Origin of the sequence: Brevundimonas aurifodinae (genome assembly GCF_040195595.1) — a bacterium.
In the GTDB taxonomy this organism is placed as follows: Bacteria; Pseudomonadota; Alphaproteobacteria; order Caulobacterales; family Caulobacteraceae; genus Brevundimonas; species Brevundimonas aurifodinae.
Genome location: NZ_JBEGDD010000002.1, coordinates 132,928 through 154,107, shown reverse-complemented (window position 1 = coordinate 154,107; position 21,180 = coordinate 132,928). Strand labels below are relative to the sequence as shown.

At 65.2% G+C, this 21,180-nt stretch carries 16 protein-coding genes; 8 read left to right on the top strand and 8 right to left on the bottom strand.

What is annotated here, in order from left to right; all coding sequences use genetic code 11:
- Positions 1-267: 267 nt before the first annotated feature.
- Positions 268-750, top strand: a complete 483-nt coding sequence (locus ABN401_RS03210; protein ID WP_349683393.1) for a hypothetical protein — start codon at positions 268-270, stop codon at positions 748-750.
- Here the strand turns inward: ABN401_RS03210 and ABN401_RS03205 are convergent.
- The 3 genes from ABN401_RS03205 to ABN401_RS03200 all read right to left on the bottom strand — a co-directional run bounded on the left by ABN401_RS03205 (position 735) and on the right by ABN401_RS03200 (position 4,510).
- On the bottom strand, positions 735-2,093 hold the full coding sequence (locus ABN401_RS03205) for a hypothetical protein (protein WP_349683392.1): 1,359 nt from the start codon (positions 2,091-2,093) through the stop codon (positions 735-737). The two genes, ABN401_RS03210 and ABN401_RS03205, sit on opposite strands and share 16 nt — an antisense overlap.
- Positions 2,094-2,155: 62 nt before the next feature.
- Entirely contained in the window at positions 2,156-2,554 is a 399-nt protein-coding gene (locus tag ABN401_RS16295; protein WP_432763516.1) for a hypothetical protein, read from the bottom strand.
- A gap of 429 nt (positions 2,555-2,983) precedes the next feature.
- Positions 2,984-4,510 carry a thymidine phosphorylase family protein gene (locus tag ABN401_RS03200; protein WP_349683391.1) on the bottom strand — a complete coding sequence of 509 codons (1,527 nt, stop codon included), beginning with the start codon at positions 4,508-4,510 and terminating at the stop codon, positions 2,984-2,986.
- A gap of 220 nt (positions 4,511-4,730) precedes the next feature.
- Between ABN401_RS03200 and ABN401_RS03195 the strand changes: the two genes are divergently transcribed.
- Positions 4,731-5,027, top strand: coding sequence for a hypothetical protein (locus tag ABN401_RS03195; protein WP_349683390.1), 297 nt, complete (start codon positions 4,731-4,733; stop codon positions 5,025-5,027).
- 254 nt (positions 5,028-5,281) lie between these two features.
- On the opposite strand, the gene ABN401_RS03190 is transcribed toward ABN401_RS03195, so the two are convergent.
- The 4 genes from ABN401_RS03190 to ABN401_RS03175 all read right to left on the bottom strand — a co-directional run bounded on the left by ABN401_RS03190 (position 5,282) and on the right by ABN401_RS03175 (position 10,620).
- The gene (locus tag ABN401_RS03190; RefSeq protein ID WP_349683389.1) at positions 5,282-5,638 is read right to left on the bottom strand and encodes a DUF305 domain-containing protein; all 357 of its coding nucleotides are present in this window, start codon (positions 5,636-5,638) and stop codon (positions 5,282-5,284) included.
- Positions 5,639-5,867: 229 nt separating this feature from the next.
- Entirely contained in the window at positions 5,868-7,112 is a 1,245-nt protein-coding gene (locus tag ABN401_RS03185) for an MFS transporter (RefSeq protein WP_349683388.1), read from the bottom strand.
- The gene (locus ABN401_RS03180) at positions 7,109-9,541 is read right to left on the bottom strand and encodes a heavy metal translocating P-type ATPase (RefSeq protein ID WP_349683387.1); all 2,433 of its coding nucleotides are present in this window, start codon (positions 9,539-9,541) and stop codon (positions 7,109-7,111) included. Before ABN401_RS03180 ends, ABN401_RS03185 begins: the two co-directional genes overlap by 4 nt.
- The gene (locus tag ABN401_RS03175; RefSeq protein WP_349683386.1) at positions 9,538-10,620 is read right to left on the bottom strand and encodes a type II glyceraldehyde-3-phosphate dehydrogenase; all 1,083 of its coding nucleotides are present in this window, start codon (positions 10,618-10,620) and stop codon (positions 9,538-9,540) included. Before ABN401_RS03175 ends, ABN401_RS03180 begins: the two co-directional genes overlap by 4 nt.
- 164 nt (positions 10,621-10,784) lie before the next feature.
- Here ABN401_RS03175 and ABN401_RS03170 point away from each other — a divergent pair, with 164 nt between their 5' ends.
- The 3 genes from ABN401_RS03170 to ABN401_RS03160 all read left to right on the top strand — a co-directional run bounded on the left by ABN401_RS03170 (position 10,785) and on the right by ABN401_RS03160 (position 14,275).
- A complete protein-coding gene (locus tag ABN401_RS03170; protein ID WP_349683385.1) occupies positions 10,785-11,483 on the top strand; it encodes an HAD family hydrolase in 699 nt (232 codons plus the stop codon).
- Positions 11,480-13,786: a glycoside hydrolase family 65 protein gene (locus tag ABN401_RS03165; RefSeq protein ID WP_349683384.1), complete on the top strand. Its 2,307-nt coding sequence runs from the start codon at positions 11,480-11,482 to the stop codon at positions 13,784-13,786. Before ABN401_RS03170 ends, ABN401_RS03165 begins: the two co-directional genes overlap by 4 nt.
- Before the next feature lie 249 nt (positions 13,787-14,035).
- A complete protein-coding gene (locus ABN401_RS03160; protein ID WP_349683383.1) occupies positions 14,036-14,275 on the top strand; it encodes a hypothetical protein in 240 nt (79 codons plus the stop codon).
- 233 nt (positions 14,276-14,508) lie between these two features.
- On the opposite strand, the gene ABN401_RS03155 is transcribed toward ABN401_RS03160, so the two are convergent.
- Complete coding sequence (locus tag ABN401_RS03155; protein ID WP_349683382.1) at positions 14,509-14,793, bottom strand: RNA polymerase sigma factor; 285 nt, start codon at positions 14,791-14,793, stop codon at positions 14,509-14,511.
- A gap of 266 nt (positions 14,794-15,059) precedes the next feature.
- Here ABN401_RS03155 and ABN401_RS03150 point away from each other — a divergent pair, with 266 nt between their 5' ends.
- From ABN401_RS03150 to ABN401_RS03140, 3 genes are all read left to right on the top strand, one after another.
- Positions 15,060-18,056: a TonB-dependent receptor domain-containing protein gene (locus ABN401_RS03150; RefSeq protein WP_349683381.1), complete on the top strand. Its 2,997-nt coding sequence runs from the start codon at positions 15,060-15,062 to the stop codon at positions 18,054-18,056.
- Positions 18,057-18,186: 130 nt separating this feature from the next.
- Positions 18,187-18,996 carry a DUF4198 domain-containing protein gene (locus ABN401_RS03145; protein WP_349683380.1) on the top strand — a complete coding sequence of 270 codons (810 nt, stop codon included), beginning with the start codon at positions 18,187-18,189 and terminating at the stop codon, positions 18,994-18,996.
- A 1,049-nt stretch (positions 18,997-20,045) separates the two neighbouring features.
- Positions 20,046-21,074 carry a YVTN family beta-propeller repeat protein gene (locus ABN401_RS03140; protein ID WP_349683379.1) on the top strand — a complete coding sequence of 343 codons (1,029 nt, stop codon included), beginning with the start codon at positions 20,046-20,048 and terminating at the stop codon, positions 21,072-21,074.
- Positions 21,075-21,180 lie beyond the last annotated feature (106 nt).

Sequence of the window (21,180 nt, the reverse complement as noted above, 5' to 3'; positions counted from 1 at the left end):
CGGCCTGGCCGCCCTTACAATCGGTCCGCTCGCCCTTCGCGCACCCGCACGCCCATCCTTCCAGCGCCGGCAGACGCCGACGCCCTACACGAGCACGCTTGAAGAGCTTCGCCCAACAGACGCCGCGATCCGGCCAGTCTTACGCCCGCGGCGCCGTTCGAAGCGGTCATCCGGTCGCTGGGAACCGAGGCGCTGTAAGATCGGCTCGAGGGCTTGCGTCTTTCGTGTGCCACAACCGCGCTCAGGTCATCGCAGAAAGACCGGAACATGTCGTTCGTCCACCTCCTGCGCCATAGAGCGCGCCCGCTCCTCTTGGGCACCGCCTTCGCAATGGCGCTGAGCTCATGCCAGGCTGCCCCTGTCGAGGGTCAGTCGCAGACCGTCGAGGGTTTGCGACTCGAATACGGCGTCATCGACAGCGCGACCGTGGCTGGTCACCCACAGTCCCACCCCGAATCCCGGATGCACGACGGGCCGCCGCCGGGGACCGATCACGTCACTCTCGCTGTGTTCGACGCCGCCACGAACCGGCGCATTGATGACGCCGAGGTGTCTCTGAGCCTCAGGGGGCCACGCAACCCCGGCCCCGGAGCCGGGCGACTGGAACCCATGCCTCTGGACGGTTCCGCCACCTACGGCGGTTATGTCTCGCTGCAGCAGCCCGGGCGCTATCTGCTGACCTTCCACGTGGCGCGCCCCGGTCGGCGCGATGACCCGGTCAGGGCCGTCTTCGCCTATGAACGGTCGTGACAAGCCGTGCCGGGTGACGGTGTGACGGCGCCGGCGCACGGATCGACGTTCGCCACGACCGCCGGCAGTAGGAGGACCGGCGCGAAGCCACCGCCCGGTGTGCGCATATTGGTGGTCTGTCCCTGGTAGAGCCGGGCGGCCGCGAGCAGCAGCCTCCTACCGTAGGTGTAGAGGCGCACATCGACCTTCAGACTGACCGGCTCGGCAGCGGGGGGGATGCGTCGTTCCCCCGGAGCGGCGTAGGCCTGCGCGACATAGGCGGTAGACTTTATCTCTTTCCAAACTCTCCGGGTGAGTTTCGCGCCGCGGTAGGTCGCCTTGCTGGCGTGACCCCGTACCGGCTTGAAGAACCAGTTGCGCCGGTCCGCCCAAAGCTCGGCGGTGTTTTCCGGCCGTACGAGGACGGTTAGGGGAACGGCCGCCGCAAGAACCGCGGCCTGCTCCGCGGTCAATCCCCAGCGGCTCAGACTTTCGGGATCGGACAGCAGGGTGAGGTTCTGCTTGTCAGCGAGGCGGCTATAGACATGCGGGTTGGGCGTGACCACCACCAGGCCTTGCTCATAGGCCTGTCTGAGGACCGCGTGGGCCGGTTGCTCCAGCAGGAAATCGACGAGGCGATTGTAGACGATGTCCACCCGGACGCCACCGAGCGTCAGCGCGCCGTCTTCAAGCATCAGATCGCGAGGGTCTCCGATGAGGGTTTCAAGGCCGGCCGCCCGAAGCTGGGCCTGGGCGAGCCGGAACTCCGGGTAGAGCGGCTGCGCCTGCGGATCATCATCGAGGATGGCCACCGTTCCGGGCGTCCCCTCCCCGTTTTGCAGACGCCACTCGTCGCGAAACATCTCGCCGACGTGCTGCTGGAACGCTGCGGGTCCCGGCGGTTCGACACCGGGGACGACGCCGGCGCAGCAGGTCTGCTGCGAGCGGGCGAGAACCGCGTTCAGGAAGGCACCTCCGGCGTTGGTGTTGATCTCGATGAGCTTGGGGCCGGAAGGTGTGACGTGGAAGTCGTACCCCATGAAGACGCCACGAGGACCGGCGTCCCGACGTGCGAACGGGGGAGTCCATGCGGCGGCGGCATCGCGATAGGCGGGCAGCATTACAGCCGTTTCCGCCGCCGCGACCACGGCCATCATCCGGTCGAGCGTCTCCGTGGGCAGGAAGACGGGGGACCGCGCGAACAGCCAAGGGTGGGTTTGCGCCAGGTCCGCGGCAAACCCGGAGATCCCCGTCTCACGATCAAGCGCGACCGCGAGGGCCGTCTGATCCACCCCGATGCAGAAGCAGCCGCCATTCAGCTGTTCTGCGCGTGTGGAACCGGCCGAGTTTGACAGGTCGGACATCAATGAACGTACCTCCTCAAGATGGCGAACCGGCGTGAACTGCGCCGAGTCCCCGGTCAAGGCTAAGCAGCCAGGCTACGTGGCTCGCGATCACCCGATCTTCGTCCGCCCGGATTATTCAGACGGTGACGGGAGTGCCGACCGGGCCTAAGCCTCCGATCCCGCGACGATTCGGCGGCCGGGTCGAGTTCGACCCCATACCAGGCGAGCCATGCGCAGATCCTGGCCCGGGTCTGAGGCGCATTCTCGCCGATGCCCGCGGTGGAGATCAGATTGTCGAGCCCCGCCAGGGAGAGCAGGACGACTTGTCTGGAGCGCCCGAACTCCCGGAAGACCCTGCTGTGGTCGCAGGGGCGCGAGCGGGGCAAGGCCGCAAGGCTCGCGAGGATCGGCTCAAAGGGGGCGACCGCCTGGTTGAAGTCGCGGCCGCCGCGCCCCAGGCGATGTCCGACCCCAGACATCGGCCCGACCCGTCGCGCCTCCACCCGCCGCACGAGATCGGGCACCGCGTTGCCGCCTCCGGCGAGCCAGGAAGCTCCAGACCGAACCTTTCCGGCGGTCTTTTTACTTGGCGCGCCCGTCGCCGGGGCGCGCCCGATCTCGGGACCAGGATGGCGCCAAGGGGCGATCACCACGTGCCCCTGTCCAGGCTCACTATCCATCGGCCCGGGCCGACGGACTCGATCCGGCCCCGCGGCACCGGTGCAAGGTCTCCCCGCGCACTTTCGGCCGCACCGAAGTTGACCGTGAACGAACCGGAGTTGCGGGTGAAAACAGGCGGCATCCCGGCGGTGATCCCCGATTGGCGCACGCAGGCGTGCTGGTCACAACCTGACGCAGCCAACCTTTCTCCTTACGGGCCAACCCACGCCCTCGCGGCACGGTGGAGGTCAGGCGTCGATCTCGATCATATCGCCATGCGACGCCGCATAGTCGAGCGCATAGGCCAGTTCGCCCGCCGTCTCGGCGTGCACCGTCAGCAATGGCTGGCCCGCTGCGACTTCCGCGCCCAGTCGCACCTGCATCTGGATGCCGGCGGCCTTCCGATCAGGCGCTCCAGCCAGCTTGGCCAGCGTCGCGAGCTGGCGGTTGTCGATGAGGATCACGCGGCCGGATCGGGTGGCATGGATGGGCGCCCGCTGGGCCGCGACGGGCGGCGTACGCATGCCCCCTTGCGCCTCGCAAATCCGCTGAAATCTTGCCCAGGCGCGACCATCGGCGATAACGGCTTCGGCCGCTTCGGCTCCCAGGCCGGCCTTCGCCGCGCCGGCGAGTTCGAGCGCGGTGCCTGCCAGCAGGCAGGCGCGTTGGCGCAGGTCCGGCGGCGCTTCGGGTCGGTTCTGCAGCACAGCCAGAACATCCAGCGCTTCCAGCGCCGGCCCGATGCCGACGCCGACCGGCTGCGTCCCGTCGGTCTGCATGCAGAGCGCCTTGAGGTCGAACCGGGCCGCGATCTCGATGAGTCGCTGCGACAGCTTCGCGGCCGCCTCTCTCGTCCGCACCTTGGCGGTGGCGCCGACGGGAATGTCCAGCACCACATGGGTCGAACCCGCCGCGATCTTCTTGGACAGGACCGAGGCGATCAGCTGGCCTTCTGTGTCCACGTCCAGAACCCGCTCTACCCGGATGAAGATGTCGTCGACCGGGCTGAGCCTCACCGCCCCGCCCCAGACGATGCAGCCGCCCTCCGCGTCCACTACGCGGCGCATGGCGGGCAGATCGAGATCGACCGGCGCCAGGGTTTCCATCGTGTCGGCCGTGCCGGCCGGTGAAGTGATGGCCCGCGAGGAGGTCTTGGGCATGACCAAGCCGCAAGCGGCGAGGATGGCCACCACGATCGGCGTCGTACGGTTGCCGGGAAGTCCGCCGATGCAGTGCTTGTCCATCACGACATCAGACGGCCAGTCGAGTTGCTCCCCCACCCCGGCCATCGCGCGTGTGAGGGCCACGGTCTCGGCGTCATCAAGCGGGAGGACCGAGGTCGCGGTGAGAAAGGCGGCGAGATGGATCGGGGTGTACCGCCCCGCAACCACGTCCCGGACGATACCGTCTATTGCCGTGTCATCCAGCCTGGTTCCGTAGATGCGGCGGCGCACGCTGGACATGGATTCGATCGTCGGCGCATGTCGCACCGTGAGGAGATCACCGGCTTCGACCCCCAGCAGCCGCCAAGCCTCCTCCGAGAGCGCCGCCTCGTCCAGCGCGAGAATATCGCCGTCCATCTGGTAGAGAGTGGCGTAGACCTCTCGCGTTCCGGAGGTGAGTAGGACCTGAGACCGAGGCGACAGGCCCTCCGAACGGCAGGCATGGCAATCCCGATGCATCAGCACGATCGACTCGTGCTGGGCGTACAGGCCGAAACGGCGCGCTTTAAGAGGCGGCGGCGCGTGGGGCGCGGTTTTGACCACTTCGCTCACAATTCGTGCCGCTCCATCATCTGCGATGAATTAGTCCCATCCGTCGCGGTCCTGAATGCGAATCCGCATGGCGTCCGCCGCATGGGGCTCGCCGTGGACGATGAAGTCTTTCGCGGCGGTCGCTTGAAGCCGAATAACCAGCGCGGGGTTTCCTCGTAGTCGGCGTGGGCCGAGGGCATCTGCAGGCTTGGCACCGCCGCGTTGGGGGGAACCCACCGCCGTGGACCTTCACTTCCCCGGCGCCTTCGACTATCGACCGACCGCGAGTGCCTGCCGCCCGGAAGCTCGAGAAGAGAAAGGTGTTGCGGCGATCCGGACCGTAGGCCTTGATATGGTGAGGCGCGCGGCCGCCCATCGCCATCCGCTCGCTACCAGTATCACGTTCGGCATCGCGCCGGTGGTGACATTTTCCAAGACCTCGACGTCCGGACGTATGTGGCATCCCGCATGCAGCCTCGCAGACTTCGCGCGGCATACGATGATCCTCCAAGTGCGCGCGGAGGAGTTGGTCGCTTAGATCACCACGGGACTGGCCATATAAATATTTGGCGACTGAAAGTCGTTGCTTAGATAAAGGTTCAGTTCCTCTTTCCAGTAACTGACGATCGTCGCTTGAGGCCAGCCGTGCTAGCGCACTCTTGCGACAGTCAGGATCCTGGCCGGACCGGGAATGGAGGGTATGAGCCCTCTGCTCGATATCCAACAGAAGACCTCCACGCTGCGAAAGACGTCGGGCGGCGACAGCGGCTGCCGCCATCCCGCCCTCCACGATCAGGCCGGATGGCGCTCGAGCCAGGATTCGAGTTCCGCGACTTCTCGCGTCTGCGCGTCGATCACGGCCTGCGCCATGCGACGGGCTTCGGTGTCTGTCGCATCGCTTTCCAGCAAGACCTGCGACATCGCGATCGCTCCACGATGGTGCGCGATCATCTTGCGGGCCCAGGTGCGCTGGGTGTTCACGTCGGTCGCCATCATCATGGAGCGGTGCATGCCCATCTCGGCCTCGGAGAAGGCTGTCCGAGGCATGTTCATCCCCGGCGGCATCGCGTGATCCCGGCCCATCATGCCGCTATTCGACGCCGACTGCGGCATGCTCATTCCCGCCATCGGGCGATCCTGCATCGCCATTCCGGCGTCTGAGGCGCTGGCGGCGCACCCGGCGGCGCCGAGCAGAGAAAAGGTCGACAGGACAAGGGCGGTCCGCCTGACGGGCCGTTCTATGAAGTTGAACATGGAGGTTGATCCTTTGGATCGAGCCACCTGCCAACCTGACGTGACGTCCGGACCGCGGCGACTGTCCTTTCAACGAACAGCGGCTCGGTTGGTTCAGTTCGCCGGACGAAACGCGCCCGGACTGTCAGGCGGTGCGGCCTCGGACCAGCATGCGAGGCAACGCGAAGCTGAGCACGACGCCAACCCCCGTCAATACGGTCATGATGAGAAATGACGCATCGGGCAGCCAGGCGACATCGTACAACAACCCTCCCCCCGCCGAGCCGATGGCCGCCCCCAGGCTTGCGGCAGCCGTTTGCCTGCCGAGTTGAGCGCCTTGCGCTTGGCCCGCCATGCTGGACGTCCAGTAGGTCAGGATCGGCGCCAGGATGCCGGCGCTCGCCGCCACCGCGCCGATCACCGCGAGCATCAGGGTGAAATCGGTCGCGCGCGGGAGCAGGAACAATCCCGTCGCCAAGACGACCAGGGCCGGTGCGATCAGCCAGCGGGTCGCCGAAGGCTTGACCCAGGGCGAGAACACAATGGCCTGAACCACGAGCATGACCAGGCTGCACTCCGTGAACATCAGGGCGATCTGGGTCGGGGTCATGCCCAGTTCCTGTTTTCCGCGAAGCGCCAGGCCGACCTCGAACACACCGACACCGGCCGCGACGATGAACCCCAGGATCAGGAGATTGGGGATGAGCCAGCGGCTTGTCGACGAGGCTGTCTGGTCGGGCGCGCCAACCCGTTCCCGGTGCCGGGTTGGCGGTATCGCGAAGACGGCTGCGCCGGCCACGGCAAATGCGAGAACGGCCGTCGCGCCGAGCGGAAACGCCAACGATCCCATTGGATCGGTGATCGAAAAAATATCTGCGGCAGCGCGCGCGATGAACACGCCCAACATAGGCCCTAGCAGAAATCCCGAGATCCCCGCCAGGCTGACGAAGGTCAATCGGCGCGCCCGTGCCTCGTCTGTCGCCGCCAAATCCCCCACGGCGGCCAAGGCCACAGGCGTCACCGCTGCGGCGAACAGGCCGCTCAGGATCCTTTCCGCATAGACCGCGACAAGGCTCTCGACGAAGGCGAAGACCAGCATTGTGGCGCCGAAACCGATCAGGCCGATGAGCAGGACGACCCGGCGGCCATGCTTGTCGGACAAGCGTCCCCACAGGGGCGCGAATAGAAACAGCGACAGCATGTAGAGGCCGGTCAGCAATCCTGTCGCCCGCGAGATCTGGCCTGCCTCAGCCCCCCCGCCCAGGAGCCGTTCAATCAGGAACGGCAGCAATGGGAGGACGACGCCGAAGCCCATCGACACCGTGAACACCGACGCCATCAGGACAGCCATCGCAACCGGCGGCAGGGCCGATCTGGCCTTGCTCTTCACACCGCCGCCGTCGCGGTCATCGTTGGCGCCGCGACGACCGCCTCGCCGGGCCGGCGGATGCCCGTGAGCCGGGTTCGCTTCAACATCAGGGCGTTGATCGCGACAAGCGCAGAGCTCCCTGACATGGCTATGGCGGCGATGCTCGGTCCAAGCAGAAAGGGATAGAGCACGCCGGCGGCCAGCGGGAAGGCGATGACGTTATACCCGACGGCCCACCACAGGTTCTGGTGCATCTTTCGGAGTGTCGCCCGGGACAGTTCGATGGCGCCGACGACGTCGAATGGATCGCTCTTCATCAGCACGATGTCGGCGCTTTCCATGGCCACGTCCGTGCCGGCGCCGATCGCGAAGCCGACATCGGCCTGGGTCAGGGCGGGCGCGTCATTGACGCCGTCGCCGACCATGCCGACCTTCTTGCCCTGGGCCTGGAGTTCCTTGACCTTGCTCGCCTTGTCGCCGGGCAGGACGTCGGCGAACACCCGGTCGATGCCAAGGCCCTTGGCAATCCGCTCGGCCGTGCCCTGGTTGTCCCCGGTCAGCATGATGACCTCGACCCCTCGCGCGCGCAGGGCCTTGACCGCCTCGATCGCGGTGGGCCTCACCGCGTCGGCGATGGCGATCAGGCCCACCAGCCTGCCGCCCCTCGCGAGGTGGACGACGGTGCGGCCAGCGCCCTGAAGCGCCTCGGACTTCGCGCCGAGTTCCCCAAGGTCGATCTTGTTCTCGGTCATCAGCCTCTTGTTGCCGAGCAACACCGTCTTGCCGCCGATCTCGGCCTGGGCGCCCTTGCCTTCGATATTGAGGAAGCCGGTCGCCTTCGCCGTTTCGACGGACGCCGCTCGGCGCAGAATGGCCTGGGCCAGGGGGTGATCCGATCCCGCTTCGACGCCTGCGGCCGCCGCCAACAACTGATCCTCCGAGGCGTCGTCGGCCGTCACCAGATCGACCACCTCAGGCTGGCCCATCGTCAGCGTACCGGTCTTGTCGAAGATGATGACGTCCAGCTTGGTGGCGTCCTCCAGCGCGGACGCGTTCTTGAACAGGATGCCGTTCATGGCGCCGAGCCCCGTCCCGACCATGATCGCCATCGGCGTCGCCAGGCCCAACGCATCCGGGCAGGCGATGACGAACACGGTGATCGTCAGGCTGACGGCAAACAGCAGGGGCTGGCCGATCACCCAGAACCAGACCACGAAGGTCAGCAGGCCGACGACGATCGCGGCCCAGACCAGCCATTGCGCCGCGCGATCCGCCAGCAGTTGGGACGGTGCCTTGGAGTTCTGGGCTTCCTGAACCAGCTTCACGATCTGGGCCAGCGCGGTGTCCGCGCCGACCTTGGTGGCGCTGTACTGGAACGTGCCGCTCTTATTGATCGTCGCGCCGATCACGGTGTCGCCCACCTTCTTTTCCACCGGCATCGACTCGCCGGTCAGCATCGATTCGTCGACCAGGGATGAGCCTTCGAGCACCGTTCCATCGACCGGGATCTTGTTGCCGGGCCGGATCACGACCGTATCGCCGGACACCACCTCGGCCGTCGCCACCTCGACTTCCTTGCCGTCGCGCAAGACGGTCGCCTTGGGCGGCGTCAGATCCATCAGGGCACGGATAGCTTCGGACGCCCCTGCCCTCGCCCGCATCTCAAGCCAGTGACCGAGCAGGATGAAGACCAGCAGGATGGATGAGGCTTCGTAAAACTGCTGGCCGCCGTAGATGAAGGTCGAACCCACGCTGAAGAAATAGCCGGTGCCCACGCTCAGGACGACGAGCACCGCCATATTGGCGACCCCGTTCCGCAATGACCGCCAAGCGGCGACGACGAAGGGCCAGACCGGATAGAGGATGGCGCCGCTGGCCAGAATGAACAGGACGAGGTCCAGCCTCAGGCCGAACGGGGGCGGAATCCGGATGAAGTCCATGCCCATCGGCGAGAAGGCGAAGATCGGCAGGCTGAAGCCCAAGGCGATCCAGAAGCGGTTGCGCATGTCGCGCACCATCGACTGCATGTCCTTGCCGGACCCATGGCCCATTTCATGAGCCATGGCGTCTTTCTGCGCCTTGCCGTGGGGGGGACGCTTGCCACTCGTTGTGTCGGGCTTCAAGTCGCCGGTTTCGCTGCCGGCATGTCCCCCATGCGCCTCGACGGCCGCGGGCGCGACAACCTCAGGGGAGCCTTCTGCCCGCGCATCGTGATCTTCGCAGACGTGCTTGGGCAGGGCCTCCCCGGCGCAGTGGAAGCCGCAGGCCTCGATCGCCGCTCTGATCTTGGGCAAGCTGGTCCTGGCCGCGTCATAGGCGACCGTCGTGGAGCCGGACACCGGGTTCACCGAAACGCTGCCGACGCCGTCGATGCGACGCAGCTGTCGCTCTAGTCCGGACGCCCCAAGGACGGAGAACAGGTTGCCGACGTCGAGCGTCCGGGTGGTCATGTCTGGTTTCCGATGGGTGACGGCGTCGGGGTTCCTGCCTCGACGAACAGACGGCCTTCGATGCCCATGGCCAAATCCGTGGCGGTGATTGAGCGTCGACCCGATGTCTCGCGGCCATCGAGCGCCCTTATGGCGTCGATCGTTTCCGGCACGACGATCGCCTGATTGTCGACCATGTAGGCATAGAAGAGTTCGTCGCCCTGCACCGTGAGCATGTCCGACCAAAGCGCCACCTCGTAGAGATCGCTGCGGGGACGGCTCTGGTCCGCCATCAATTCCTTGACGGCGTTCAGGGCATCCAGACCGTGCTCGTTCTTCATCAGCAGAATGCGTGACGAGGATCGGAAGGCGTCTAGCACCTCCTCCTTATCCGCCGGTCGGGTCATCTGGATCGTCCAATAGTGCAGATGGGCGATCGTCTCCGGCGCCTTGACCGCCATGGTCACGACATCCAGGTCGGGATCGACGGTCCGGGCGTCCGGTCCCTGGTGGCTGGGAATCTCGGGCTCGGGAACCAGGGTGTTCATGATGCCGCCCTGGTGGCTCTCCCACGGGTCGGTCGCGCGGCGCAGCAGGGTTCCCCGAGCCCGTTGGAGCAACCCGGCGCGCTTCAGCGCGCTCAGGGTCCGCACCGTCGCGGTCGTATTGCAGGAGACGACACGGGTCGCCTGGCGCCCGATCGCCGTCTCGAAATTGGCTTCCGCGACGAAGGAGTGCCCTGTGACGGCGTGCTTCTCTCCTCCCTGAAGGATGAACTTCAGTCCTCGGTCGCGGTAATGCTCGACATTGCCTGCCGCCACGCGCTTGGGCGTGCAGTCGACGATGACATCGACCTCGCCCAGCAGGTCATCCAGGCCGCCGGCCGTCTGGCGTCCTGCCGCGCGAAACGCATCCAGCGCCTGGGGCGTGGCAGCGAACAGCGGTACGCCCTTCGTCTCGAGCACCCGGGTGCGCCAGTCCGTCGCGACGTCGGCCACGCCAATGAGCGCCATGTCGTTCTGAGCCTTGACCGCATCGGCGACGCGCTTGCCGATGACGCCATACCCATTCACCGCGACCCGTATTGGTCTGATCATCATGAGTGGCCTCCTGTCGACCGATAGGACACGCCATGCTCAGAGCCGGCATTGATCCGGATCAAAGTTCGGCGCGCCCGCGCATGTCACTCTAGACCCATGCTTGATGACAACGGACTGGGACTGTGGATGCCCGAAGACGCGCAGACCTTGATCGGCTGCCGCGAATGCTGAGCGCCGCGATCTTCGACGTCGACGGCGTGCTGCTCGCGTCTCCGCACGAACGCGCCTGGCGCGAGGCGCTGGCGGGTTACGCCGAGCCGGACAGCTTCACGACGGCGATGTATCAAGCCCATGTCGCTGGCAAGCTGCGGCTCGACGGCGCCCGATCAGCGCTCGAGGCCCTTGGCGTGCCCGACGCCGAGCGCCGCGCCGCAGTTTATGCAGAACAGAAGCAGGCGCGGCTGGAAGATCTGATCCGGACCGGCGCGGTCGCGGCCTTCCCGGATGCCCTGCGTTTCGTCGAGGCGGTCGCTGCCCTCGGCTGGCCCATGGCGGCCGCTTCCTCCTCCAGGAACGCCACCCAGATGATGCGATCCATAACGCTCAGCACCGGCCAGAGGCTGCTCGACATTTTCCGCGTCAATGTCTCTGGCCGCGACCTGAAGCGTGGCAAGCCGGATCCGGAGCTCTTCCTCGTCGCGGCCGCCGAGTTGGGCGTGCCCCCTGGCCAGTGTTTCGTGGCCGAGGACGCGCCGGCGGGCATCGCAGCCGCTCGCGCAGGCGGCATGGCAGCCCTTGGCGTGGCTCGTCTTGACGACGTCGATCAGCTGCGCGCGGTGGGCGCGGACCTCGTGGTCACGAGCCTGGATGACGTCGTGATCGCCGAACTCGCGGTTGGCCAGCTTGTTGGACGGACACAATGACGGATTCCAAGACCCTGAAACAGGCGCTGGAGCCGACCGCGGACGCCGCGTGGGTGCTCCACGACGATGGATGTGATCCGCTCCGCGAGAACGATCGCGCAACCCGGTTCGCGATCAGCAACGGATTCCTCGGCGTGCGGGCCTCCCAAGTGATCAACCGATCGCCGCAGAGCGTCGCATCGCCGAACACCTATGTCGCCGGACTGTTCGATACCCCCGATGCCGACCGAGCGGTGCCAGAGCTGGTTTGCGTCCCGAACGGATTGCAGGTCCGTATCGGCCTGCCTGAAGGACAGCTTGTCCAGCATTTCGGCCCTGGTCCGTCGCACCCTCTCACGCTCGATATGAGACGAGGCCTTCTGCTTTCGGAATGCCGCCTGGTCGATGGATCCGACGTGAGCGTTCGCCTGCGCCTGTTGAGCCTCGTGTCCCAGGACCACAGGTCGCTCGGCCTGCAGTTGCTTGATCTGGAGGTCGAGCGAGGCGAGACGGAGATGACACTCGAAGCTGCCTTCGAGGGCGTCGATCGCGACCTCGTCGCGGAGCGCCTTGAGAACGAGCTCGGCGTATGGCGAACGCGTCATTCGGGCAAGCGCCTGGGCCTGGCCGTCGGGTTGAGCTTGCGGATCGACGGCCAGGAGGCGGCACCGGTCGTGCTCGCCCCGTTCAAATGGTCGTGGACCTGGCGGAGTCGCCCCGGACAGATCGTCTACCTTGAGCGCATCTTGGCGGTGGCGAGAAGCGACGCGCCAGACCAGGACCCCGGCGCAGAGGTCCGGGATGACCTCAAGGCCGTCAGCCAGTCGGGATGGCGGAGTCTCTTGGCCCGACATGAGGCGGCCTGGGCGAACCGCTGGTCGTTCAGCGGCGTCGAGGTCGAAGGCGACGCCGCGGCGCAGAAAGCGCTTCGGTTCGCCATCTACCACCTGACCGGCGCCGCCAACCCGGACGACCCGCGAGTCTCGATCGGCGCCCGGGCCCTGACCGGAGCCGATTATCGCGGGCACGTGTTTTGGGACACCGAGATTTTCCTGCTGCCATTCTACATCATGACGTGGCCGGAAGCGGCCCGGTCGCTGCTGATGTACCGCTTCCATACTCTTGGCGGCGCAAGAGCGAAGGCGGCCGACAGAGGATGGCGCGGCGCGTTCTACGCCTGGGAGTCCGCGGATTCCGGCATCGAGACGACGCCTGAGCAAGCCGTCGGGCCGGACCGACAGATCACCGACATCCTCACCGGCACGCAGGAGCAACATATCAGCGCCGACGTCGCCTACGCCGTCTGGCAATACTGGCAGGCGACGGGCGACGATGATTTCCTGGTCGAGGCCGGTGCCGAAATCCTTCTCGAAACCGCACGCTTCTGGGCCAGCCGGGCCCAGCCCGAGGCGGACGGCCTGCGCCATATACGGGGCGTCATCGGCCCCGACGAGTATCACGAGACGATCGACGACAACGCCTTCACCAACGTCATGGCGCGTTGGAACATCAGGCGCGCGCTCGACGTCGCCGCCTTGTTGGGCGAACGGTGGCCCGAACGATGGGCCGACCTCTCGATCCGATTGGATCTCCACGATGCCGAGCTGAAATCGTGGTCCGACGTCGCGGAGACGATGGCGACGGGTAGGGTTCCAGCCACGGGCCTGTTCGAACAGTTCGCGGGCTATTTTGATCTGGAGGATGTGGATCTGTCGGCCTATGCGGGCCGCACTGTCCCAATGGACGTGGTTCTCGGACGCGAACGCACCCAGCGGTCCCAGGTCATCAAACAGGCCGATGTCGTGGCTCTTCTGGCGCTGCTGCCGGATGAGTTCGCCGGTGAGACGGGCACTGCGAACTTCCGCTATTACGAGCCCCGTTGTGGTCACGGCAGTTCACTGAGCACCGCCATGCACGGGCTAGTCGCCGCCCGCCTCGGCGCCACCGGGATGGCCCTCGATTATTTTCGCAGGACCGCGGCGATCGATCTCGCCGACACCAAGGTGGCGATCGGCGGCGGCATTCACATCGCGGCTCAAGGCGGCCTGTGGATGATGACGATCTTCGGATTCGCCGGACTGGCGCTGCGGAGCGACGGCATCACTCTGACGCCGCACCTGCCAGCAAGCTGGAACAGCCTGAGTTTCAGCCTCCAGTGGCGCGGCCGGCGTCTCGCGGTCAGGATCGACCAGGCCAATCTGAAACTCGACGTCCGCCTGGACTCCGGGCTGCCGATGACCGTGGCGGTCTACGGAGAACCGCACGGTCTCCGCGTAGACCAAGGACTTGTCACCGACATCAGGCGGTCGGATCAAGGCGATTAGTTATGACGTCGATCCGCCGAGCGCTGACATGGATCGATGCGAGGTCTCGCCGGAAGGTTTCTTTGAGCCCTTAAGTCGCTATCGGCCCTTTCCATCAAACCGGCGCATGTTTCTGAGAACATACGTGAAGAGGGTCGCCTAGCGGCGGCAAGCTTAACCGAAGCCGCCCCCCCCGGTACGTCTCGACCGTCCAGATTGCCGCTCGGTCAAAGGCTGTCTAACGTCATGGCGGGCGATCAGGAGCGTGTCATGCAGGCCGATCGTCTCGTGACTCAAACCGCCGTCGTCCGATGCGGCGGCGGCAAATGCCATTTGTTCAACAACCGACAAGACCGGGGTCACTTCTACGATAGCGTGGACACCATTGAAGCCGCCCTTCTTCGAGCGGTCGGTCTGCTTGAGGAGGGGGTGCTGGTGGAAGTCTTGGTGCAGGGCCCCTCAGGCCAACTCCGACATGTTGATCCGGTCCGTGGCGATGTGATCGGCTGAGAGGTGTGACGCGGGGGGCCTTATCGTCCTGGGCTCGACGTTTGAAGATCATCAACACGTTGTTCCCGTCGGCTCGACCCGGCATCTCACGACCGTCGCGGGCGGCAGCGCAATATCAGGACGTTCGAACAGAGCGGTCGGCCAACCAGCTCGCCGCACCGGTCAAACGCTCCTGTCAGGCTGAAAGGCCAAAGGACGAACAGGATCATCTCCCAATCGCGACTTGATCCTCGTCACGCAACGCCGGACCCAGCTCTTACCGTGCCGTGCCGCACCCCCAGTTGTCGATCAATCTCGACGTAACTCAATCCGCCGAAGAACGCGGCCGTGATCGCTTTACGCTGGCGATGTTCCAGACCGGCGAGACAGTGAAGGAGCGTTTTCCGGTTCGAAGAAGCGATCATGCGGTCCAGAGCGGGAGGCGCGTCATCCAAGCCATCCGCCGCGTCGATCGTCATGTCGCTCAGGCGTCCGGGTGTCGCTCGTATCCAGTCGACCGAGCGGCTGCGGGCGATCATGGCGAGCCAGGCGATAGCGTGCCGCGGGCCGGATCGAACATGCCGGCTCGATTCAAGATCAGAAGATAAACCTCTCGCAATACATCCTCAGCCGCAGCCGGATCCGGACAGATCTACAACTCGCTCCGCATCGCAGAGGGATCGCGTCTGGCGGATCGGCAGAAACGTGAAAAAAGATGGGGGAGGAGCTAGGGGAAGACCTCCTGCGCCGCGTATACCTCGATAGGGAACCACAATTCGGCCGGAAAACTAACGAGAAAAAACCTTTGGCCGACGTCTCTTTTCGCAGCCGACTCATCACGTCTTCAGTCCTGTCGGGCCTGGCGATCGCCGCCACGGCATTGACGGCATTGCCTGCCGCGGCGCAGGACCAAGGACCCACGGCAACCCAATCCCCAGAGGACCCAGAGGATGCCGTCGAAGTGGACTCGATCGTCGTCACCGGCTCCCGCATCGCGCGCCAGGACTATAGCGCCAACAGCCCGATCGTGACCGTCACCCAGGAAGACTTCCGGGCGACGGGATCGGTCAACATCGAGAGCCTCATCAACGACCTGCCGCAGTTCACCGCCCTGGGCAACGCGGCGTCGAATAGCCCGAACCTGGCGGGTCAAGCGAACGTCCAACTGCGCGGGCTGGGCGCGACGCGGACGCTGGTGCTCCTGAACGGCCGCCGTGTCGTGCCGTCGAACGCCTCTTCCGTCGTCGACCTGAACCTTCTGCCGACGCCGCTGATCTCCAGCATCGAGACGATCACCGGCGGCGCCTCGTCCACCTATGGATCGGACGCCGTCGGTGGGGTCCTCAACTTCCTGCTGAACCAGAACTTCGAAGGCGTCCAGCTCGACCTGCAGTACGGTGCCTCGGAACGCGGCGACGCGGACGCGGAGGCGGTCAGCCTGACGATCGGCGGTGACATCGCCCAGGGTCGTGGGAGCGCCGTGGTGTCGGCGACCTATTCGAACCGCGCCTCGGTCCTCAACGCCGACCGCTCATTTGCGTTGATCTCGGGTTTCGCAGGGACGTCGCCGCTGGGCTCGACGGTGTTCGACGCCAACAACCTTCCAACGGCGGCGGCGGTCAACGCCGCCGTTACCGGAGCTGCGCGTGGCGACACATTCGGCTTCAACAACAACGGAACACTGTTTACCTATCGGGGTGCACGCGACTACATCAGCCCGGGCGGCATCGACTATGAAGGGTTCCGAACGCCCGGTCCGCTCCAGCAAACCGACTTCACCTATACGACTGGTGACCGAAACTACATGATTATTCCGCAGACGCGTTACAATGTGTACGCTGCCGCGGACTATGAAATCACCGCAGCGGCCGAGCTTTATGCCGACTTCTTGTTCTCGCAGTATGAGAGTGGCAATCAGCTTGCCTCCAACCCTGCCACCGGTCCCACCACCGGGTTCCGCATCCCATCAACGAACCCGTTCATCCCCGCCGAGTTGCGCGGAGTTCTGAACTCCCGCCCGAACCCGGCCGGAAACTTCCGCCTCGACAAGCGCTTCAACGAGCTCGGCCCGCGACGCCAAACCGAGAACTACAACGTCTATCAGATCACCACAGGACTGCGCGGTGATCTGGCCGGCGTCCGCGACTGGACCTACGACGCCTATCTATCCTACGGGCGGGTGGAGAATGGCACCGTCTACACCGGCTACCTCTCCCGGTCCGCGCTGCAGCGTCTTCTGGACGCCCCGGACGGCGGCGCGTCGATCTGCGCGGGCGGCTTCAACCCGTTCGGATCGAACCCGCTGAGCAACGCGTGCATCGCCAACGTCAGTCGGATAGCCAAGAACACGACTACGAACGATCAGAGGGTTGCCGAGCTCAACCTGCAGGGCGGCGTCTTCACGCTGCCCGCCGGCGAGGTCCGGGCTGCCGTCGGGGCCGCCTACCGCGAGCAGAACTACAACTTTGTTCCAGACAATCTGCTGCTGAGCACCTTCACTCTGAATGGAGTCGTCGGGCCCGAGCTGGCCGGAAACTCCGGCCAGCCGCTCGCCGGCTCGGATCAGGTTTCAGAACTCTATGGCGAGATCCTGATTCCGCTCCTGAGCGATTTGCCTTTCGTGCGAAAGCTCGAGACCAATCTCGGCTACCGCGCCTCGAAATACGAGACCATCGGGCGCGTGAGTTCCTACAAGGCGGATCTCAGCTGGGAGGTGGTGGACGGACTGCGGTTTCGCGGCGGCGTTCAGCGAGCGGTCCGCGCTCCCTCGATCGGGGAACTGTTCGCAGCGCAGAATTTGAGCTTCCCATCGATCGGCGTGCCGGTCTCCTCGACCGGCGCGCGCCAGTTCTCGGGCGACCCCTGCGATATCCGCGGGGCGTACCGGGCCCCGGGCGCGCCTGACGCCAACGCCGTGCGGGCTCTGTGCCTGGCGCAGAACGTCCCCGGGCAGGTCATCGATTCGTTCACATTCTCCAACTCGCAGGTCTCCGGAGTCACCGGCGGCAACCCTCTGCTCGAGGAGGAAACCGCTGAATCCTTCACCGTGGGCGTCGCCTGGCAGTCGCAGTTCGCGAGCCCGTGGTTAAGCCGACTCTCTGCTTCGATCGACTACTATGACATCGCGATCGAACAGGTCGTCGGCACCGTCTCGACGACCGAGCAACTGCGTCGTTGTTACAATCAGAACGGCACCTCGAACCCGACCTATGACCCGGACAACATCTTCTGCCGATTGTTCAGCCGCGACCCGAACTCGGGGCAGATCACAAACACCCTCGAAACCAACGCCAATCTCGGGACGCTGCAAACCCAGGGAATCGACTTCCAGGTCGATTGGAGCGTCGATCTCGGCGACATTGGCGCGCCCGACTGGGGTGCTTTGGCACTTAACATCACGGGCACGAAGCTTCAGGAATGGCAGCGTCAGGACATCCCTGATGGCCCGTTCACAGATCGGAAGGGCACGGTCTCGAACAGCTTCGGCCTGACGCTGCCCGAGTGGAAGTTCCTGACGACCTTGAACTGGATCCAGGATCCCTGGAACGTCGGCGTCCGGTGGCGCTACCAGGGCTCGGTCGAGAATTTCAACAACCGCAGTCAAGTCATCGACGCCATCCACTACGTCGACCTGAATGCGGCTTTCACGGTGAACGAGATGGTGTCGCTCAGGGCGGGCGTGAACAATCTCACGGATGAACAGCCGCCGGTCTATTCACCGGCGATCGCTGCCAACACTGATCCGTCGACCTATGACCTTATCGGTCGTCGGTACTACGTCGGCCTGACCGCTCGCTTCTGACCATGTCCGGAGGGGTACATACTGAAGCGACGCTGCGGTCCTCTTGCAGGCTCGAAGGTCGCGAACGGAATCCACAACACCGCTTGGCGTACGCCGGCGGAACATCTGATCAAGTGAAGGGTCGAGCAACATGAAAAGACGTATAGCGCTGCTGATGGCGACGGGACTGGGGCTGTTCGCAGGCGCGGCCGCCGCCCACGATTTCTTTCTGATCCCGGCCAGCTTCGTCGGACCGAGCGGGCGACCGCTCATCGTCCATGCGACGTCCTCGTCAGACTTTCCCACGCTGAACGTTGGGTCGCCACGCAGCCGCTTGGCCGAGGTTCGGGCGATGGTCGACGGCCGCCCGGCGGCCGTCACGGTCGAAGATCAGACCGCGCAATCCCTGCGTCTTGCGGTCTCCAGCGAAAGCACCGGGATGGCTGTCGTCGCGGTAGAAACGATCTGGGGCGAGTCGAATTGGCGGCCCGATCAGGTCGACACCTATCTGGATGAGCATCCCTTCAAGGCCGAAGAGGTGTCGGCGGTTCGTGGACTTCTGCCCGAGGGCGCAACGCTGCAGGTGCGGTCTCGCCGGCTGGCCAAGACGCTCGTCTGCTTCCAGATCTGCACCCCTACCGCGACGGGTCCCACGGGGCTCGAGGTCGAGTTGCTCCCCGAGTTCGACGCCGGGGATAGCTCTCCCGTGAGGTTCCAACTCGTCAGAAACGGCCGCCCGCTGACAGCGCACCCCGTCACCATGAGGTTCGGACAGGCGGAGGTGCGCGAGGTTCTGACCGATCAGGAAGGCCGCCTGCGCCTCCCGGAGGGGGTGACCGGGCCCGTCATGCTTGTCGCCGCGACCCTCGATCGGCCGACAGAGACCGGCGGGCGCTTCATCACCAACAATGCGTCGTTGACGTTCGAGGCAGCAGCGGGTCGCGACGGCAGCGCCCGGTGACATTGCGCGTCTAGATGGGGGAGCGCGAGCTAGCGACGACGCTCCGGTGCCACAGACTTGGCTCGAGTTGCGCGCGCGACGCTGAGCGTATTCCAGATGCGTCCCTGGAGCGAAACGTCACCGTTTCCCTCCAGGCGTATCCAAGTACCGTCGGGCGGCAACCCGGAAGACTCTCGCGGAATCGCCCCCGGGGCCGGTGCGGCCCCCCATGGCTGGATCAGTCGTGGTCGGGATGGCCGCGGTGACGGTGGAGGCTGCTCACCGGGCCCGAGCCCTGTTGGCGCTGGGTCGTTTGGACGATGCGCTTGCCGTCACAGCCCCCTTTTCGAGCGAAAACAGCGCCCCTGCTTCGGTGCTCTCAGCCCACGCCGCCGCGCTCAAGGCCAAGGGTGATCGCCAACAGGCGTACGTGGCACCAACGGAAGCGGCTCTGCGGGTGGCCGCCCCACGATGCGGGACGAGCCGGAGGAGGCATGTGTTCACGCCGACGCGGCCGCGAGCGTCTCCTCCGATCTGGCCGTTCTGTCTGCTGTGTGCAAGGCTCGGCTCGGTCTCGGCAAGGCTGACGAAGCCAGCCAAGTTGCGGCCTTGATGCTCGCGCGGGCCCTAATAGCCAGATGGCGTGGAATCTCCAGGCGACGGCGTGGCAGCTGCTCGACGATCCGCGTTGGCGCACGGTCTCGAACTTCGATGAAATGGTGCGGTCCTACCGGATCAAGGTTCCGCCTAGCTGTCCGGATCTCCCAGCCTACTTCGCAGATCTGCAGGAGACGCTGATCGATCTCCACGCCCCCCCCCCGCTCGCTTCGCGGCGGCAGCCAAACCACGCAGCATCTTGAGGATGTGCCGCGGACCGCACGGTCTCTGCGTAGACCAAGGACTTGTCACCGACATCAGGCGGTCGGATCAAGGCGATGAGGGATGACGTCGATCACCGCTGAGCGCTGACATGGATCAATGCGAGGTCTCGCCGGAAGGCTTCATTGAGCCCTCAGGCCGCTATCGGCCCTTTCATCAAACCGGCACAGCACATGTTTCTGAGAACATACGTGAAGAGGGTCGCCTTAACGGCGGCAAGCGCGACCGCAGCCCTATGGTTGGTCGGGTGTGGAACCGAGGCTCAGAATACGCGCCATATCGTTTTCACCGCCGACGAACAGGGCCGATCCATTTCGGTCATCAACCCCGAGACAGGCCAGGTCGAGACGACGAGCATTCCCGTTTCCCCTCACAACGTTCAGGTCTCAAGCGACGGTCGATCGCTTTTCGCGGTCGGTTCCACCGCAAATGAGGGTGAGGACGGCCATGCCGCAATGAATGGTCCCGGGCGACTTTTGATCTTCGAAGCGAGCGCCGTTTCGAAAGGCCCGAGAACGACCATCCCCGTCGGCAGGATGCCGGCGCATGTCATAGTCGATTCCCGGAGCGAGCGCGCATTCGTCACCAATAGTGGAGATGACACGCTCATGGTCATCGACATCAAATCAGGCGCGGTGAGCCGAACCATCGCTGTCGGCCGGTCGCCGCATGGGCTGCGCATGAGCCCGGACCGTCGAACCATCTATGTCGCCAACACCGACGATGGGACGGTCTCGATCCTGAGCGTCGATGATCTGGCGGAAATCGGGCGCATTCCGGTAGGCCGGGGGCCAGTCCAGGTCGCCTTCACCCCGGATGGCCGATTGAGCTATGTGACCTTGCGTGACGAGGACGGCACAGCCGTGATCGACACCGCGAGCCGGCGCGTGATCGCCACCCTCGCGGTCGGATCCGGTCCGATCCAGGCCTTCGCCACGCCTGATGGCCGCGAGGTGTATGTCGCGAACCAGGGGACCGAGGCGAGCCCGGACAACACGGTTTCAGTCATCGACACCGCCACTCAAACCGTCGTCGCCCGTGTCGTCACGGGTGCGGGCGCTCACGGCGTCGTGGTCAGCGACGATGGCGACCAAGTCTATATCGCCAATAGCTTCGCCGACACGGTGTCCGTCCTCGACACCCGGACCCGCAAGCTCGTCCGCACGATTGCAGTCGGGCGGGGTCCAGGAGGAATCACCACCGCAAACGTCAGCGACTGACCGTTCTCCGCCGTATTCGATTCTACACTCAGAGGGTCAAGGATCGAGCGTCAACTGTTGACCTGATGGCCCCCCTGCGTACCCGGACTTGGCGCCCTCCCCGGTC

Coding starts and splice junctions, on each gene's coding strand:
- ABN401_RS03210 (WP_349683393.1), top strand. CDS start 268: ATGTCGTTCGTCCACCTCCTGCGCCATAGAGCGCGCCCGCTCCTCTTG.
- ABN401_RS03205 (WP_349683392.1), bottom strand. CDS start 2,093: ATGTCCGACCTGTCAAACTCGGCCGGTTCCACACGCGCAGAACAGCTG.
- ABN401_RS16295 (WP_432763516.1), bottom strand. CDS start 2,554: ATGTCTGGGGTCGGACATCGCCTGGGGCGCGGCGGCCGCGACTTCAAC.
- ABN401_RS03190 (WP_349683389.1), bottom strand. CDS start 5,638: ATGGCGATGCAGGATCGCCCGATGGCGGGAATGAGCATGCCGCAGTCG.
- ABN401_RS03180 (WP_349683387.1), bottom strand. CDS start 9,541: ATGACCACCCGGACGCTCGACGTCGGCAACCTGTTCTCCGTCCTTGGG.
- ABN401_RS03175 (WP_349683386.1), bottom strand. CDS start 10,620: ATGATGATCAGACCAATACGGGTCGCGGTGAATGGGTATGGCGTCATC.
- ABN401_RS03170 (WP_349683385.1), top strand. CDS start 10,785: ATGCTGAGCGCCGCGATCTTCGACGTCGACGGCGTGCTGCTCGCGTCT.
- ABN401_RS03165 (WP_349683384.1), top strand. CDS start 11,480: ATGACGGATTCCAAGACCCTGAAACAGGCGCTGGAGCCGACCGCGGAC.
- ABN401_RS03160 (WP_349683383.1), top strand. CDS start 14,036: ATGCAGGCCGATCGTCTCGTGACTCAAACCGCCGTCGTCCGATGCGGC.
- ABN401_RS03155 (WP_349683382.1), bottom strand. CDS start 14,793: ATGATCGCCCGCAGCCGCTCGGTCGACTGGATACGAGCGACACCCGGA.
- ABN401_RS03145 (WP_349683380.1), top strand. CDS start 18,187: ATGAAAAGACGTATAGCGCTGCTGATGGCGACGGGACTGGGGCTGTTC.